Genomic DNA, 16,440 nt, shown 5'->3' on the forward strand with positions numbered 1-16,440 from the left:
ACAGATTAGTTTATCGTATAGGATACCAATTCACTGGTTGTATTTGTGCCTTGTATTATATTTTGATATTTAATTACACCAACATCTTTAGCAAACCAATAGTAATTTGTATTCACCTGACCTTGGGTATTTTGAATTACTTCAACTTTGATGACATTTTCAAATGTTGTTGATCCAACTTCAAGATTAGCATCTCTTTCAAGTACTTTACCGGTTATATTTACTTCGGTTGTAATTGGCGGAACACCGGTTATAGTCGTTGTTTGTGTTAAACTTTGTGTCCAAGTTTCATTAACTTCTAAAAAATCTTTTAACACAATAATTTCAAGGGGAGAAACACTTATTGAGGGATTTCCTCCAACAGATGGAATATTGATTGCTGCTAAATAATAATAAACTCCATTTTCTTTTCTCGTAGCAATAATTCCTTCAAATTGATCTCCGGCAGTTGAAATGCCAAATAAATTATCATACGTGTAATAGGCTTTTCCATTATATTGTTCTGTTCCAATAATTTTCATTGGTGCTTGATTAACTCCTGATTGAGAAAAAACCCACTGATTATTTACTGTCATAGGCCAATAATCGCCTGTAGAAACACCACCGCCGTTGTTACCTCCACCGCCGTTATTTCCACCTCCATTGCTCGGAATCTGAATAGCGGGGTCAACCGGTTCAAATTCATCAGAACAAGATGAGTTGAATGCAATAAAAACTAAGAAAAGATAAACAAGAAACGATTGCTTTTTCATAAGATTGTAAAATTAATTTTCAAATATAAAAATTGTTTAGTAGGAATAGATAGGTTTTAATAAATTATTTTTACAAAACTGTAACATTTCAAAAATCTTTCTGTCATTATATCAAATCAAAGTCAACCGATTGAGTTTAGCTAACGAAAATATTGAGCAACTGATTTCGCTCTGTAAGCAAAATAATCAAAAAGCACAAGTAGAAGTGTATAATCGCTATTGCAAAGCGATGTATAACGTGGCTCTTCGCATTGTGAAAGATGAACATTTTGCCGAAGATGTGATGCAAGAAGCTTTTTTGAAAGCGTTTCATAAACTCGAAACATTCAAAGGTGAAGTGGCTTTTGGAGCTTGGCTAAAACGAATTGTGATTAATTACAGTATTGATTTTTATAAAAAAAACAGCTTTTTTAATCACGACGACTATGAAGCAAAAGCATACAAAATTGAAGACAAACCGGAGGAGGATGTAATTGACTACACAAATATGAAAGTTCAGGAAATTATGAACGCCATGCACAAATTAAAAGAAAGTTATCGCATGATATTAACGTTGGTCTTAATTGAAGGCTATGATTTAGAAGAAGTTTGTGAAATTATAAACATCAGTTATGCCAACTGCCGGACGACTTTGAGTAGAGCAAAAGAAAGTTTACGCATGCAATTAGCTTCAAAATAAAAGAACATGAAAGAGAAAAAAGATTCAATTGAAAGATTATTTAGTCAATTTGAAAATCAGTGGGATACCGAAACACCACGGTTAGGTCATTCCGAACGGTTTTTGAAAAAACTAAACGCAGAACCGGTTCAAACCAAAAAGAAAAATTGGATGCCACTATCATTAGCAGCTTCGCTCCTATTGATTGCCGGAATCATCAGTTTTTATCAACTTAAAAATGACAATCCGCCAACTAATCAATGGCAGAACGCATCGGCACAGACCAAAGAAACCCACGATTACTTTGCGTCGGTGGTTGAAAAAGAATTAACCGATTTAAAATCAAAACAAACCCCGGAAACGGAACAAATTATCAACGATGCTCTCACTCAAATGAACATATTTGAACAAGATTATCAAAAAATCATCAACGAATTACAAAAAAACGGAGACACCAAACAATTGCTTCATGCTATGATTCTGAATTTTCAAACACGAATTTCATTTCTGGAAGAAGTAATTAAAAAAATTGAAATCATTAATCATCAAAAAAACATTGAAAATGAAAAATCTATATAATTTATTATTAATCTTTTTTGTAATTTCTTCAGGATTTGCCACCGAGCACAACGGAAAATACACCAAACAAAAAAACACAAAAAAAACAGTCATAGTAAACTCAGATGCAACGGTTGACATTGACAACAAATACGGAAATGTATTTGTAACTACTTGGGACGAAGATAAAATTGATATTGACGTGGTCATTACTGTCAGTGGCGATGATGAAAGCTGGGTTGATAAAAAATTAGCTTCCATTTCAATTGAATTTGGTGGAACAAAAAGTCTTTATTCAGCCAAAACTATTTTTGATAAAGTGAGTAATTCCGGTCGAAGAACCAGTATGGAAGTGAATTATACCGTAAAAATCCCAAAAAACGGAAACGTGAAAATAGAAAATCAGTATGGTAACATTGTCACACATGATTTAAACGGAAGCAGTGACATCCTCTGTAAATACGGAAAAATTTCGATGGGAAAATTGAATAATTCTTCCAATACTATTAAAATCGATTACTGTAATAAGTCATCCATCGAAAGTTTGAAAAATGGTATAATCAATGCAAAATACTCCGGATTAACTGTCGGTTCCTTTTCTAATGTAGATTTAAATACAAGCTACACCGATGTGACTGTGATGAATGGTAATAATTTAAAATACGACAGTAATTACGGGAAAATTGTGATAGGTAAGGTAAATAATGTGGAAGGAAGTGGAAATTATTTAACGATTAAAATTGATGAAATTGAAAATAATTTGAAACTTTCTACCAACTACAGTAATTTTTCTCTGAATGGTGTCTCAGCAAAAGCGAGTAATATTTCAATTTCTGCGGGTTATACAAATATTAATATCAATCACAGTGTCAATTATTATTTTGACTTTGACGTTTCAACTAAATACGCCAACTTTAAAAGTGAAGCTCCCTTGGAATATACTGCAAGAGTGGAAACACAATCCACAAAATCATACAAAGGATATTACAAAAAAAGCGGAGCAAACAAAATGACAATTTCATCCAACTATGGTAATGTAAACTTGAATTTATCTAATTAATCAATCAAAAATAAACACAATGAAAAAAATTATCACATTAGTAACTGTACTGGCTGTCTCAATCGTTTCGGCTCAATGGGGACAAGAAAAAATTAAAGGAAACGGAAATATAATTTCCAAAAACATAACCACATCTGATTATGACGAAATTGGTGTTGCCGGAGCTTTCCATGTTACATTAGTTGAGGGAAAAGAAGGTAAGATTACTTTAAAAGGGGAAGAAAATCTTTTAGAATATGTTATCATTGAGACAGATGGTTCTAATTTAAAAATAAAAACTGAAAAAGGAATTAGTCTTTATCCTTCCAAAGGAAAAAAAATTGAAATTATTGTTCCTGTTGAAGATATTTCGGCTGCAAGTTTAGCCGGTTCAGGCGATATTATAGCAGATTTTACAATAAAAACTACTCAATTTAAAGTAGCATTAGCAGGTTCTGGTGATATTACACTACGTCTTGATTCCGATACGATTGAAGCTAGTTTATCTGGCTCCGGAAATATTAAATTGGGTGGAAAAACCGCAAACTTAGAAGCCAGTGTTGCCGGTTCAGGTGATATTGAAGCCTTTGAATTAACCACACAAAACAGCAAATTAAACGTTTCAGGTTCCGGAAATATTTCTACAAATTGTACAGAATATATCGAAGCACGAGTGGCCGGTTCCGGTGATATTGAATACAAAGGAAAACCTAAAAAAGTGGACACAAAAGTGGCCGGTTCAGGGAAGATCAAAATGATGTAAATAAAATAATTCTGCTTCCGAAATTACTCTTCGGAAGCAGTAGCTTTTGGTACTCGCAGCAACAATAACAATCCCGCCACAAAGAAAACCATCAAAAATACTATCGCATTTCGCATACTTCCGGTGATTTGATCGATTGTTCCATAAATCGCCATTCCAATCACGATTCCAATTTTTTCGGCTACATCATAAAAACTAAAAAAGGAAGCCGTATCCTCTGTTTTCGGTAAAAATTTTGAATACGTCGAACGAGATAATGCTTGTATTCCTCCCATCACCATTCCCACAAAACCGGCTGTGACATAAAAATGAATTGGCTCTGTTACAAAGTAAGCAAACACACAAATGATGGCCCAAATCGCGTTGACCACAATCAACGTTGGAATATTGCCAAACATTTCTGATGCTTTGGAAGTTAAGGTTGCTCCAATTACTGCAACCAATTGAATGACTAAAATACTGATAATTAATCCGGTGGTTTTTTCACTATCCGTTGCCCAATTGATTTCTTGTTCCCCAAAATAAGTAGCCACCAACATTACCGTTTGAACCGCCATACTATACACAAAAAAGGCCACTAAATAGCGATATAACACTAAATTATGATACAACTGACTTTGTACTTTTTTTAATTCTTTGAAACCATTAAAAATGACATCTTTCGTTATTTTATCTGCATTTTTATTTCCTTTCGGAAGATACCAAAAGGCATATTGAGCAAATAAAATCCACCAAATTCCGGTCATCGCAAAAGCCATTCGCATGGCTTTTAAAGCCTCTTCCCCATCTTTTCCTAAAATTAAATACAAATTCAAAGCGAGTAATATTACGCTACCAACATACCCCATTGAATATCCTTTGGCACTCAAACTGTCTTGTTGTTCTTTATGAGCAATGTCCGGTAAATACGAATTATAAAACACCAAACTTCCCCAAAAACCAATCAATCCAAAAAAGAAACAGACGATTCCAAAATAAATATTATCCGCTGTAAACCAATACATCCCAATACAAGACAAGGCTCCTAAATAGCAGAAAAATTGCATAAACCGTTTTTTGTTACCGGCAAAATCGGCAATACCGGATAGAATTGGTGATAAAAAAGCGACACATAAAAAAGCAAATGCAGTTACAAAACTGATTAACGCTGTACTTTTAAATTCATAACCCAAAAATAGAATATTGGGGTTTTCCTTTGGAAATAAAAAGCCATAATACAACGGAAAAATAGAAGATGAAATGACTAACGGATAAACCGAATTCGCCCAGTCATAAAAAGCCCAAGCATTTAAAAGTTTACTACTTCCCTTTTCGAGTGTTGCCATATAAGTTAATTTTGGTCATAAAAAAAGCTGCTCTTTTCAGAACAGCTTCGAAGATACTGATTTTTTATTTGAATACTACTCCATATTTTGCCGCTTCTTTTTTCGCTTCAGGGATCCATTTGGTTAAATTGGAAACGCGAGTATCGTGTGAAGGGTGTGTACTCATAAATTCCGGTGGAGCTTGTCCGCCGGAAGCCGCTCCCATTCGCTGCCAAAAGGGAACAGCTGCTTCCGGATTATATCCGGCTATAGCCATTAAAATTAAACCAATTTTATCCGCTTCACTTTCGTGACTTCTACTAAATGGAAGCATACCAAACATTTGTGAACCCGCTCCATAGGCTGTCATTGCTAAAGCCTGTGTTTGTTCACTTTTTTCTCCTACCGCTAACCCAACTCCAACTGCTCCGGCTTGTTGCAAAATTCCGGCACTCATTCGCTGTTGTCCGTGATTTAAAAGTGCGTGTGCAACTTCGTGACCCATTACAGTGGCTAAACCAGCTTCGTCTTTTGTTACCGGTAAAATTCCGGTATAAACTACAATTTTTCCACCGGGCATACACCAAGCATTTACCGCTTTGTCTTCTACCAATTTATATTCCCATTGATAATCTTTTAAATAGTCAGGATGACCAACAGCGGTCAACCATTTTTCAGCCGCTTGTTTGATTTTGATGCCAACTGTTTCAACTCGTTTTGCATCAGCTGTTCCCGAAACTACTTTGTTTTCTTTTAAAAAAGTACTATATTGTTGAAAAGCAGAGGGAAATATTGAACTATTATTCACCAAAGCAAGCGAACTTTTACCGGTCAAAGGATTTGTGGCACAACCCATTGTAAATACAAAAGCTCCAAATAATCCAAAAGGAAAATATCGTTTCATAATTCAAATCTTTATTTCTACAAAAATAAACTTATTCCCCAACAATATGAAGTTCTGTAAAAAATTTATCTACTACCATACTGGCTTTTCCATCAAAAAAGATAGAATCAAAAGCAACTTTTTCATTGTCAATTTCAATAGCGGAAACTTTAAAGGGTAAGCCTATCAAATTGATTTTAAATTTTTGATAAGAAGTTATAAATTCTCCAACTTTATGTAACTGAATAATTAATTCTTTCTCTTTTCCGGTTAAGTTAAAAGTACGTAATGAAAATCTGCCTTTGTTATAATCATAACCATCTTGTGCATCTTCATATAAAACGGTTTTTTCTTTACCTGGAGTATAATAAACATCTAAGGTTATTTCATCAAAATCTTTTTCACCCACATATTGTTGAACCGGATATTTGGGAATAATAGCTCCTTCTTTGATGAAAATCGGAATTTGATCATAATCGGTTGCTACCCATAATTCTCTTTTTCCTTCCACCAATTCATTCGTCCAATAATTATACCATTTCCCTTTGGGTAAATACATTCTACGACCTAAAGCATTGGGTTCTAATATAGGACAAACCAAAATTTGATTTCCAAAAATAAACTCATCCGTTCTGTATAAAGTTTGAATATCTTCTTGATCATAATAAACCAACGGTTTTAACATTGGCTCTCCCTCATTCACATATTTCCAAAACATGGTATATAAATAGGGCAATAATTGATAGCGAAGATTCACAAATTTTCGGGTAATGTTGACTACCTCTTCACCAAATGACCAAGGTTCTTGCTCACCATGATCTCCGGAAGAATGGGTTCTGCAAAAGGGATGAAATACACCTAACTGTATCCAACGAGCGTACAATTCCCCTGAAGGTTGCTCAGCAAAACCACCAATATCAGAACCGGTAAATCCCATTCCGCTTATCGACATCCGTTGCATTTGAATGTTGGCAATCCATAAATGCTCCCAAGTAGCTACGTTATCACCCGTCCAAGACGAAGTATATCGCTGGGCACCGGAATAAGCCGAACGTGTAATAATAAAAGGGCGTTTTGGATAAGCAAATCGCTTCACACCTTCATAGGTTGCTCTTGCCATTTGCGTTCCGTAAATGTTATGAGCTTTTCGATGGCTACAAGGATTTCCATCGTAATCATGACGAACATCCATTGGAAAGGTTTTTCCGGGAACATCCATTACAGCGGGTTCATTCATATCGTTCCAAACTCCTTTTACACCAATATCTGAAATCAATTCTTTAAATAATCCGGCCCACCATTCTCGTACTTCCGGATTGGTATAGTCAGGGAAATTACATTCACCCGGCCAAACTTTTCCTTTCATATAGGGTCCGTCGGCACGTTTACAAAAGTAATCTTTATCTAAAGCTTCCTGATATACCCAATACTCTTTGTCAATTTTTATTCCCGGGTCAATAATGACAACGGTTTTAAAACCATCTTTGGCCAATTCAGCGACCATTCGCTTGGGTTCCGGGAAATATTCTTTGCTCCAAGTAAAACAGCGGAAACCTTCCATATAATCAATATCTAAATAGATAGCATCACAAGGAATTTGTAATTTTCTGAAAGTGGAAGTAATTTCTTTGACTTTACTTTCCGGATAATAACTCCATTTACATTGATGATATCCCAATGTCCACATGGGTGGAAGCTCAGGTTTTCCGGTTAGATGCGTATAATTCGTTACTACATCTTTCATTTTCGGACCGTATATGAAATAATAATTCATTTCTCCACCTTCAGCCCAAAAACTGGTCACATTTCTGCGTTCGTGACAAAAATCAAAGAACGTTCGGAACGTATTATCAAAAAAGATACCGTACGCTTTATTATGATGCAAGCCAATGTAAAACGGTACTACTTTGTACAACGGTTCTTGATCGCGATGAAAAGCATATTGATCGGTAGCCCAATTTTCAACGCGTTTTCCTTTTAAATTTAAATGAGTGGCTTTATCACCTAGTCCATAATAACACTCGCCATCATTGGCTTTCTTACTCATTTTGACGATGTTGCCGCCAAACTCATAACTTTCTTCCCAATGAAAACCAATTTCATCATCTAAAATCTGAAAACCTTCTAAATCAAAAATGGATACTTTGGCATTTTCTTTATTGATTTTACAAACGATTTTGCTGGTGGTAATACTAAAATGGGTTTTGTGTTCTTCTACTGCTAATTCATTATATCCATGCGATTGTCCTTTGTCAATAGCATACGAAAAATCTTTGTTGAAATAGCCTTTGGTCGTATATCGAAAACGAATCATACTGTCACGAAGAATCGTTATCTTTAAAACTACATTATTTTCAGTGTAAAAAAAGACGTTGTCAACATCTTGGTTATAAGAAATTATCTTAGAAGGAAACTGATCGCCTTTGTATTCTAATTCGGTATTTGTAATCATACTTTTGGGTTATAATGTTCAAATTTACAAAGTTGAACGTATTATTCTGTTTTTAATTTTAGCTTTTATTAACTCAAACGTTTGCGGTATTGGATAAAATGAAAATTACTTTACAAAAAAGAAAAAATTCAGTATTTAATATCTTCTTTAAATCTAAACCATTAAGGTATTAAGTTGCATTAAGTTTAGAATTCTTAATGCAACTTAATACCTTAATGGTTCAAAAAAATATTTTACTTCAAAGAAACTTTAAATACCGAAACTCCCAAAGGCGGCAAAGTCAATGCTGCTGAAAAATCTCTACCGTTCCAAGGCTCTTTGTCAATCTTGATGGCTTTTTTGTTGGTAACTCCGCTTCCACTATATTCCACTTTATCGGAATTGAAAATTTCAGTCAGTTTTCCTTTGGAAGGTAATCCAATTCGATAATTTTCTCGAACAACCGGTGTGAAATTACAAACGACAATCAGATTTTCTTTATCCTCATTTCCTTTTCGGATGTAACTCAATACCGCATTTTGATGATCAGAATAATTAATCCATTCAAAACCTTCCGGACTGAACTGTTTTTCAAACAAAGCGGGATTCGTTTTATACAATTCATTTAAATCCGAGATGCATTTACGAGTACCTTCATGATAACCATATTGTAATAAATGCCAATCCAAACTTCCGTCAAATTTCCATTCGGCACGCTGACCAAATTCAGCACCCATAAACAATAAATTGGTTCCGGGATGCGTGAACATATAGCCGTAAAGCAAACGTAAATTGGCAAACTGCTGCCATTCATCGCCTGTCATTCGTCCTAAAATGGATTTTTTGCCATACACCACTTCGTCGTGCGAAAGCGGCAACATAAAGTTTTCCGAAAACGCATACGTCATCGAAAAAGTCAAATCATTTTGATGGTATTTTCGGTAAATCGATTCGCGTTTAAAATATTGCAACGTGTCGTGCATCCAACCCATCATCCATTTCATTCCAAAACCTAAACCGCCCACCGATGTAGGTCTGGAAACCATTGGAAAGGATGTACTTTCTTCAGCTATGGTTTGAACACCATCATAATTGGAATAAACCGCTTCATTGAAATCTTTCAAGAAACTGATGGTATCTAAATTTTCTCTTCCGCCAAAAATATTCGGCTCCCACTCCCCTTCTTTTCTGGAATAATCCAAATATAACATCGAGGCTACGGCATCCACACGAAGTCCATCCGCATGATAATGATCCAACCAAAACAAAGCATTGGAAATCAAAAACGAACGCACTTCATTTCTTCCATAATTAAACACCAAACTTTTCCAATCGGGATGATAGCCTTTTCTTCTATCCGGATGCTCATACAAATTGGAGCCGTCAAAAAATCCTAACCCATGAGCATCATCAGGAAAATGTGACGGAACCCAGTCTAAAATCACGCCAATACCGGCTTGATGCAATTTATCCACCAAAAACATAAAATCCTGTGGTTTTCCAAATCGGGAAGTTGGGGCAAAATAGCCTACCAATTGATAACCCCATGACGGATCGTATGGATATTCCATAATTGGCATAAATTCCACGTGTGTGAAACCGGTTTCTTTGACATAATTCACCAAATCTTCCGCCAATTCTAAATACGTAAGCGAACGATCTTGCTCTAAATTGCGTTTCCATGAACCCAAATGCACTTCATACACGGAAAACGGTTTGTCTAAACCATTTTTATCCTTTCGGGTATCCATCCATTTTTTGTCTTTCCACTTGTATTCCAAATCCCAAATGACCGAAGCCGTTTCCGGTGGTTTTTGGCAATACAATGCAAACGGATCGGCCTTTTCAGTAATAATTCCGTTGTTATTGGACTGAATTTTATATTTGTATTTCGTTCCTTTATCCACTCCGGGAATAAATCCTTCCCAAATTCCGGAAGAATCCCATCGCACATGCAATTGGTGTTCGCCCTGAATCCAATAATTAAAATCGCCCACCACCGAAACCGAGCGTGCCGACGGTGCCCAAACAGCAAAATAAACGCCTTTTACGCCGTTGACCTCGATGAGATGAGCTCCTAATTTTTCGTATAATCTAAAATGTTTTCCGGCTTTGAAAAGCGAAATATCAAAATCGGTGAATAAGGAATGTGGTTGTACTTGGTTCATATTATTTAACCTTAAATGGTTTTTGTTTCTATCGTCTATTTTCTATTTTCTTTTCTCTATTATCTTACCTAATAATTCATAATACTCTGAATCCCCCGCAACGGAATCACCGCCCATCGTGGTCTCGAATTCAATTCATAACCCAACTCATAAACCGCTTTTTCTAACAAACAATATTTCAATAAAAAGTCAATCTCGTGGTTATAACCAATGTTTAAATTGCCGGATTGAGCTTTTTCGATATAGGTTTCCAAAAAGACACCTACAAAATATTTATACAGAATTTCTCCGGCTTTAAACAACTCTTCTTGTTCATACGGATATTTTTCTTTGTTGTTAAAAATCGTCGCATAAATGGCATAATGAAACGAACGGAACATTCCGGCCACGTCTTTCAACGGCGGTTGTTTTACTTTTCGGTCGCGAATAGTGCTTTCCGGTTCGCCTTCAAAATCTAAAATGTAGAAATCGTCGCCATTCACTAACACTTGTCCCAAATGATAATCGCCATGAATACGAATGCGTTCCGATTTCATTTTCGTCCAATCAAAATCAACAAAATGTTTTCGGACTAACTTTTTATTTTCCATAAATTGATGAGCCAATTCCAACGCCAATCCGTCCAATTTATGCAAACTGTTTTCAATAATATTCAATCGGTTTTGAAACTGATACAACATTCTGTTTTTCAACCAAACGGTATAATCGCCATTATACGTGGTGGGTGTAAAAGCCGTTTCGTGAATATCGCTTCCTAACGCAATGTGCATTTCTGCCGTTCGCAAAGCCAACGTTTGAATGCGTAAAAACAAACTCAATCCTACCCAATCAATAATTTCGGGCGGAATTTCATTAATTCGCAATCGTTTAAACATCGCGATATCGGGTAATTTATCGATTTTGATTTTTTTGCGTTTCAAATTATCAAAAACACCGTCAATTTGTTCAAGCATAAATTTCCAAGCATCACCTTGATTGGAAACTAATTCTTGCATCAAACCGAGCGTAATATTTCCTTCAGCTAAAGTCAAATTAATACTTCCGGTATAGCGTGGTGTATTTTCAAAATGCATGCGTTCCGTCAAAAAACGACTGATTTCATAATCGGGATTCGTACTTACATAAATACGTCGGAAAATCTTCAACACAAAGGAATCGTTGTAAATAATGGACGTATTACTTTGCTCCAATCCCATGAAACGAGAAGATTGATATTCTTCTTTTTCTATGGAAGAACCTTTGTGAAAAACTAACTTTAATCCTGGTGTTTCTTTTGACTTTACAATATTATCAAACAATAACTTACGAAAGTCTTCTTGATGTAAAGCATCAACTAAATAACCGCTCTGTTTTCCCATCACAACCGGAGCAATAACAGTACTTGTATCCAACTCTTCTTTGGCCATAAAAGCCAATGGCATAAAATAATGTTGGTAAAAAGCTTCTTTGAAATTCACTTCCAACAAAACCCCGTAATAGGTATTTTTCTTGGAGGTTATTTTAAAATGATCGACCACCTCAATGTACTTTAACGTACTCGCTTTTCCACCATACCATCGTTTGTTGATGATATAATTTTCTAAAATATCCGATGAAAAAACCTTGACAAAATTTTCATCTTCAAAACAAGTAGACCATTCGGTTTTAAATTCAAATGTACTTGTAAAAGTATCTTGGTTGGTCGTATTCATTAGCGTTCTATTTTAAATAAATGAAAAGGTAAAGCAGGATGTAATTCTACAAAATTCCACTCTCTATCCCACCAATAACTATTTCCTGTGATTAAATCAGTCACACGAACGGGCTGATTGCCAAGTTCTTCCAAAGGCAAACGAACAACGGCTTGCAACGGATTTTGTGCATTCAAACTACAAACCATCAAGGTATGATCGGTTTTGGCATCATTAAATTTGTAATACGCAATCAATTGTTCGTTATCCGTTTTACAAAAAACAATATTATTGGTTTGTTGCAAGGATTCTTGCTGTTTTCGTATATGATTGATGCGTGTAATCAACGTAGTCAATTTGTTTTTCGCTTCCCAATCCCAATGATATACTTCGTATTTCTCAGAATTCAAATATTCCTCTTTTCCTTTTGCCATCGGTTGATGCACTAAAAACTCATAAGCCGGACCGTAAATCCCAACACTTGAACTCAATGTTGCCGCCAAGAAATACTTCTGTAAATAAACCGATTCATTTCCGGTTTGCAACGCAAAAGGCAAAATATCCGGTGTATTGGGCCAGAAATTCGGGCGGAAAAACTCTTTTTGTTCCGTTTGGGTTAATTCGGTTACGTATTCAATCAATTCAGCTTTCGTATTTCGCCAAGTAAAATAAGTATACGATTGCGTAAAACCTTGTTTAGCCAATTCATTCATGATTTTCGGACGTGTAAAAGCTTCCGACAAAAACAACACATCTGGGTGTTTTTTCTTAATCTCGCCAATCAACCATCCCCAAAAATAAAATGGTTTCGTGTGTGGATTATCTACACGGAATACGCGAATTCCACATTCCTCAACCCAAAATAAAGCCACATCTAACAATTCTTTCCATAAGTTTTTCCAATCGCCACTTTCAAAATAAATCGGTTGAATATCTTGGTATTTTTTTGGCGGATTTTCAGCATATTGCACCGTTCCATCAGGTCGCCATTTAAACCATCGTGGAAAATCTTTCACATATGGATGATCAGGAGCGGCTTGCAATGCATAATCCATCGCCACTTCAATGCCCATCGATTGGGCTTTTTTAACCAATGATTTAAAATCATCAATTGTTCCCAATTCCGGATGCGTTGATTTATGTCCGCCATGTTTAGAACCAATTCCCCAAGGCGATCCGACATCTCCTTTTTCAGCCGTTGTAGCATTGTTTTTTCCTTTGCGATTTATTTCGCCAATCGGATGAATTGGCGGGAAATACAACGTATCAAAACCCATTTCGGCTACTCTCGGCAACAATCGTTCGCAATCTTTAAACGTTCCGTGTTTTCCGGGAGTTTCAGAAGCCGAACGTGGAAAAAATTCATACCAAGTGCTAAACAACGCTTTTTTTCTATCTACATACACCTTCAATTCCGCAGAAGAATTCGCCAACGTTCTAGTCGGATATTTTTTAAAAATCTGATGCAATTCATCCGACAACGCAATTGCAATCGCTGAATCATATAATTTGGCATCTTGAAACGCTTTGATAGCAGAATTCAGATACGCTTTTTCCTCTTTTGTTACTTCTTTCAAAATCGCTTGGCAATACTCTGCTCCTTCTAACAACTCCGATTTAACGTGTTGATTGTCTTTAATTTTTCGTTCGGTTCCGTGTTGCCAATTTAACGCATAATCTACCCAACCTTCAATAAAATAGGAATAGAAACCTTGTTTTTCAACTGTAAATTCGGCTTCCCATTCGTCATTTTCGGTAGGAACCATGCGTACCTCACTCCACTTTTTATCCTTTTCATGTTTAAATTTTACACAACATTCCACCACGTCATGACCGTCGGCAAAAACATGTGCCGATACATTAACTTTTTGGTTTACAATACGTTTAATATAAAAAGAACCTCCATCCAACTGAGGCTTCACACTTTCAATAATAATACGGGTTTGATTTTGCATTTTAAGTAATTTTTATGAACTCTAAATTTATAAAAAATAATTTTAAATCATACCTTGCCATAAAATTTATTGAAATGTCAAAAAAATCCAAATCTGACAATCAATCCTTGCAGATTCCGAAGCCAATTCTCATAACCGCTAAATTTTTACAAGCAATTTCACCAAAATTGGCTTCTCGTTTTGCAGCAAAACTTTTTACAACTCCCATAAAATATAAGATTCCGAAACGCGAATTTCACATGGAAAAACAAAGTGTCCAAATTGATGTTTTGATTCCATCTATCAATAAAACCGTCAAAACCTATCAGTACGGAAATAGTAAAAATAAGATTTTACTCGTTCACGGTTGGTCGGGTCGTGGCACACAATTAGTAAAAATAGCCGACAAACTCATTGATTTAGGCTATGCTACTGTCAGTTTTGATGCTCCGGCACATGGAAAAAGTAAAGGTAATTCGACTATTATGACAGAATTTATTGCCAGTATTCATGAACTGGATAAACAATTCGGACCGTTTGAATATGCCATCGGTCATTCGTTGGGCGGAATGTCCATTATCAACGCCATCAAACAAAACCTTTATGTCAAAAAAGCCGTAATTATAGGTAGTGGCGACTTGATTCAAGATATCATCATTGATTTTATTGAAAAGTTACAGCTCAAACCCGAAATCGGCAATCGAATGCGTGAACATTTTGAACAGAAATTCGGAGAATCCATGAACAATTATTCCACATCAGTGGTGGCAAAAAATGTTGAAACACCGGTTTTAATTATTCATGACGAAGACGATTCAGATGTAAATGTAAAATGTGCACACAGTATTCACAGTCATCTAAAAAACAGTAAACTAATGATAACCAAAAAATTAGGACATCGAAAAATACTCGGAAACGAAAAAGTAATTGAGGAAATTATTACTTTTATCAGAAGCTAATCCGGCTATTCGCTTCAACTCCTCGGCCTTCAAGCTATTTTTCTAGAGCTTTTTCGTGGCTTCCTTTGGTCGCCCCAAAATGCAAAGAAAAATTAGCTTTCAGTCCTGCGGGGTTTCCGCTACTATCCGGGCTAGGAATAGTGGTAAAAAGATAGTTTATTTTAAAATTTAAAATCAAATATAATTGCTATGAAAAATTTAATTTTAATCCTTTCTCTATTTTCCCTAACTGCCTGTCAAGGTCAAAAAAAGGAAACTAAAAAAACATTCAAAGTTGTAAAAACAGAAGCTGAATGGAAAGCCGAACTCACCCCTGAACAATACGAAGTATTGCGAAAAAAAGGTACTGAACGAGCTTTCACCGGTGAATATTGGAATCATTTTGAAGAAGGACAATACGTTTGTGCCGCCTGTGAAAACCCGTTATTTACCTCTGAAACAAAATTTGAATCTGATTGCGGTTGGCCATCATTCGACCAAGCTATTAAAGGTTCTGTTATCTATGAAAATGACTATAGTTTTGGCATGTCTCGAGTAGAAGTCATGTGTGCTAACTGTGGCGGTCACCTCGGTCATGTGTTCAACGATGGTCCAAGAGAAACAACCGGAAAACGTTTTTGTACTAATTCCGTTTCAGTTAAATTTAAACCCAAAACAAAATGAGTTACAAAATCCAAAAAACTGAAGAAGAATGGAAAGCTCAACTAGGCTTAGAAAAATATAAAATCCTCCGCCAAAAAGGAACAGAATTCCCGCACACCGGACAATTTAACCTCCATTTTGAAAAAGGCACCTATTGTTGTGCCGGTTGTGGAGAACCTTTATTTGATAGTTCAACAAAATTCAACGCCCATTGCGGCTGGCCTTCTTTCGATGCCTCCCTACCCGGAAAAGTGGAATATAGTAAAGATACTTCCCACGGAATGATTCGCACCGAAATTCTTTGCTCTACCTGTGGCGGTCATCTTGGTCATGTCTTCGATGATGGTCCTACAGAAACCGGAATACGCTATTGTGTGAATTCGCTATCGATAGAATTTAAAGAATAATTAATTCAATTTTTTTATATAACAAAAAAACCTTCATCGTTAAATGAAGGTTTTTTAAAAGAAGTCGGCCTCACGAACCCGATAACAATCGGAGGACTGCAAAGTTCCTATAAAAAAATAGGGTTGTCCTATTTGGACAACCCTATCAAAAGAAGGCGGCGACATACTCTCCCACAAAATGCAGTACCATCTGCGCAGGCGGGCTTAACTTCTCTGTTCGGAATGGGAAGAGGTGAGCCCCGCCGCAATAACCACCTTAAGTTTTTAGTTTT

General features: G+C 35.9%; 14 protein-coding genes and 1 rRNA gene. 7 read left to right on the forward strand and 8 right to left on the reverse strand.

Annotation, left to right across the window (positions count from 1 at the left end):
* Positions 1-5: 5 nt before the first annotated feature.
* On the reverse strand, positions 6-752 hold the full coding sequence (locus EQG68_RS14490) for a hypothetical protein (protein WP_129465606.1): 747 nt from the start codon (positions 750-752) through the stop codon (positions 6-8).
* Positions 753-882: 130 nt separating this feature from the next.
* Here EQG68_RS14490 and EQG68_RS14495 point away from each other — a divergent pair, with 130 nt between their 5' ends.
* The 4 genes from EQG68_RS14495 to EQG68_RS14510 are packed head-to-tail and all read left to right on the forward strand — an operon-like array spanning position 883 to position 3,770.
* Positions 883-1,431, forward strand: a complete 549-nt coding sequence (locus tag EQG68_RS14495) for an RNA polymerase sigma factor (protein ID WP_129465607.1) — start codon at positions 883-885, stop codon at positions 1,429-1,431.
* Positions 1,432-1,437: 6 nt separating this feature from the next.
* On the forward strand, positions 1,438-1,989 hold the full coding sequence (locus tag EQG68_RS14500; protein ID WP_129465608.1) for an anti-sigma factor: 552 nt from the start codon (positions 1,438-1,440) through the stop codon (positions 1,987-1,989).
* On the forward strand, positions 1,973-3,028 hold the full coding sequence (locus EQG68_RS14505; protein ID WP_129465609.1) for a hypothetical protein: 1,056 nt from the start codon (positions 1,973-1,975) through the stop codon (positions 3,026-3,028). Before EQG68_RS14500 ends, EQG68_RS14505 begins: the two co-directional genes overlap by 17 nt.
* A 19-nt stretch (positions 3,029-3,047) precedes the next feature.
* Complete coding sequence (locus EQG68_RS14510; protein ID WP_129465610.1) at positions 3,048-3,770, forward strand: head GIN domain-containing protein; 723 nt, start codon at positions 3,048-3,050, stop codon at positions 3,768-3,770.
* A gap of 23 nt (positions 3,771-3,793) precedes the next feature.
* On the opposite strand, the gene EQG68_RS14515 is transcribed toward EQG68_RS14510, so the two are convergent.
* The 6 genes from EQG68_RS14515 to EQG68_RS14540 all read right to left on the reverse strand — a co-directional run bounded on the left by EQG68_RS14515 (position 3,794) and on the right by EQG68_RS14540 (position 14,181).
* Complete coding sequence (locus EQG68_RS14515; protein ID WP_129465611.1) at positions 3,794-5,095, reverse strand: MFS transporter; 1,302 nt, start codon at positions 5,093-5,095, stop codon at positions 3,794-3,796.
* Between the two features lie 64 nt (positions 5,096-5,159).
* The gene (locus tag EQG68_RS14520) at positions 5,160-5,978 is read right to left on the reverse strand and encodes a M48 family metallopeptidase (RefSeq protein WP_129465612.1); all 819 of its coding nucleotides are present in this window, start codon (positions 5,976-5,978) and stop codon (positions 5,160-5,162) included.
* Between the two features lie 31 nt (positions 5,979-6,009).
* Complete coding sequence (locus EQG68_RS14525) at positions 6,010-8,409, reverse strand: glycoside hydrolase family 31 protein (RefSeq protein ID WP_129465613.1); 2,400 nt, start codon at positions 8,407-8,409, stop codon at positions 6,010-6,012.
* Between the two features lie 233 nt (positions 8,410-8,642).
* Complete coding sequence (glgB, locus tag EQG68_RS14530; RefSeq protein WP_129465614.1) at positions 8,643-10,556, reverse strand: 1,4-alpha-glucan branching protein GlgB; 1,914 nt, start codon at positions 10,554-10,556, stop codon at positions 8,643-8,645.
* Positions 10,557-10,624: 68 nt separating this feature from the next.
* On the reverse strand, positions 10,625-12,247 hold the full coding sequence (locus tag EQG68_RS14535) for a maltokinase N-terminal cap-like domain-containing protein (RefSeq protein ID WP_129465615.1): 1,623 nt from the start codon (positions 12,245-12,247) through the stop codon (positions 10,625-10,627).
* Complete coding sequence (locus tag EQG68_RS14540) at positions 12,247-14,181, reverse strand: alpha-1,4-glucan--maltose-1-phosphate maltosyltransferase (protein ID WP_129465616.1); 1,935 nt, start codon at positions 14,179-14,181, stop codon at positions 12,247-12,249. The genes EQG68_RS14535 and EQG68_RS14540 overlap by 1 nt, the downstream gene beginning before the upstream one ends.
* Before the next feature lie 74 nt (positions 14,182-14,255).
* Here EQG68_RS14540 and EQG68_RS14545 point away from each other — a divergent pair, with 74 nt between their 5' ends.
* The 3 genes from EQG68_RS14545 (at position 14,256) to msrB (EQG68_RS14555) (ending at position 16,168) form a co-directional block, all read left to right on the forward strand.
* Complete coding sequence (locus EQG68_RS14545; protein ID WP_129465617.1) at positions 14,256-15,119, forward strand: alpha/beta hydrolase; 864 nt, start codon at positions 14,256-14,258, stop codon at positions 15,117-15,119.
* Positions 15,120-15,308: 189 nt separating this feature from the next.
* The gene (gene msrB, locus EQG68_RS14550; protein ID WP_129465618.1) at positions 15,309-15,782 is read left to right on the forward strand and encodes a peptide-methionine (R)-S-oxide reductase MsrB; all 474 of its coding nucleotides are present in this window, start codon (positions 15,309-15,311) and stop codon (positions 15,780-15,782) included.
* On the forward strand, positions 15,779-16,168 hold the full coding sequence (gene msrB, locus EQG68_RS14555; protein ID WP_129465619.1) for a peptide-methionine (R)-S-oxide reductase MsrB: 390 nt from the start codon (positions 15,779-15,781) through the stop codon (positions 16,166-16,168). Before msrB (EQG68_RS14550) ends, msrB (EQG68_RS14555) begins: the two co-directional genes overlap by 4 nt.
* Positions 16,169-16,318: 150 nt before the next feature.
* On the opposite strand, the gene rrf is transcribed toward msrB (EQG68_RS14555), so the two are convergent.
* A 5S ribosomal RNA gene (gene rrf, locus EQG68_RS14560) occupies positions 16,319-16,427 on the reverse strand.
* Positions 16,428-16,440: the final 13 nt, after the last annotated feature.

This window comes from Flavobacterium piscinae, from assembly GCF_004122145.1.
In the GTDB taxonomy this organism is placed as follows: Bacteria; Bacteroidota; Bacteroidia; order Flavobacteriales; family Flavobacteriaceae; genus Flavobacterium; species Flavobacterium piscinae.

Coding starts and splice junctions, on each gene's coding strand:
- EQG68_RS14545 (WP_129465617.1), top strand. CDS start 14,256: ATGTCAAAAAAATCCAAATCTGACAATCAATCCTTGCAGATTCCGAAG.
- msrB (WP_129465618.1), top strand. CDS start 15,309: ATGAAAAATTTAATTTTAATCCTTTCTCTATTTTCCCTAACTGCCTGT.
- EQG68_RS14500 (WP_129465608.1), top strand. CDS start 1,438: ATGAAAGAGAAAAAAGATTCAATTGAAAGATTATTTAGTCAATTTGAA.
- EQG68_RS14535 (WP_129465615.1), bottom strand. CDS start 12,247: ATGAATACGACCAACCAAGATACTTTTACAAGTACATTTGAATTTAAA.
- EQG68_RS14510 (WP_129465610.1), top strand. CDS start 3,048: ATGAAAAAAATTATCACATTAGTAACTGTACTGGCTGTCTCAATCGTT.
- EQG68_RS14525 (WP_129465613.1), bottom strand. CDS start 8,409: ATGATTACAAATACCGAATTAGAATACAAAGGCGATCAGTTTCCTTCT.
- EQG68_RS14520 (WP_129465612.1), bottom strand. CDS start 5,978: ATGAAACGATATTTTCCTTTTGGATTATTTGGAGCTTTTGTATTTACA.
- EQG68_RS14540 (WP_129465616.1), bottom strand. CDS start 14,181: ATGCAAAATCAAACCCGTATTATTATTGAAAGTGTGAAGCCTCAGTTG.
- EQG68_RS14505 (WP_129465609.1), top strand. CDS start 1,973: ATGAAAAATCTATATAATTTATTATTAATCTTTTTTGTAATTTCTTCA.
- EQG68_RS14490 (WP_129465606.1), bottom strand. CDS start 752: ATGAAAAAGCAATCGTTTCTTGTTTATCTTTTCTTAGTTTTTATTGCA.
- EQG68_RS14515 (WP_129465611.1), bottom strand. CDS start 5,095: ATGGCAACACTCGAAAAGGGAAGTAGTAAACTTTTAAATGCTTGGGCT.
- glgB (WP_129465614.1), bottom strand. CDS start 10,556: ATGAACCAAGTACAACCACATTCCTTATTCACCGATTTTGATATTTCG.
- msrB (WP_129465619.1), top strand. CDS start 15,779: ATGAGTTACAAAATCCAAAAAACTGAAGAAGAATGGAAAGCTCAACTA.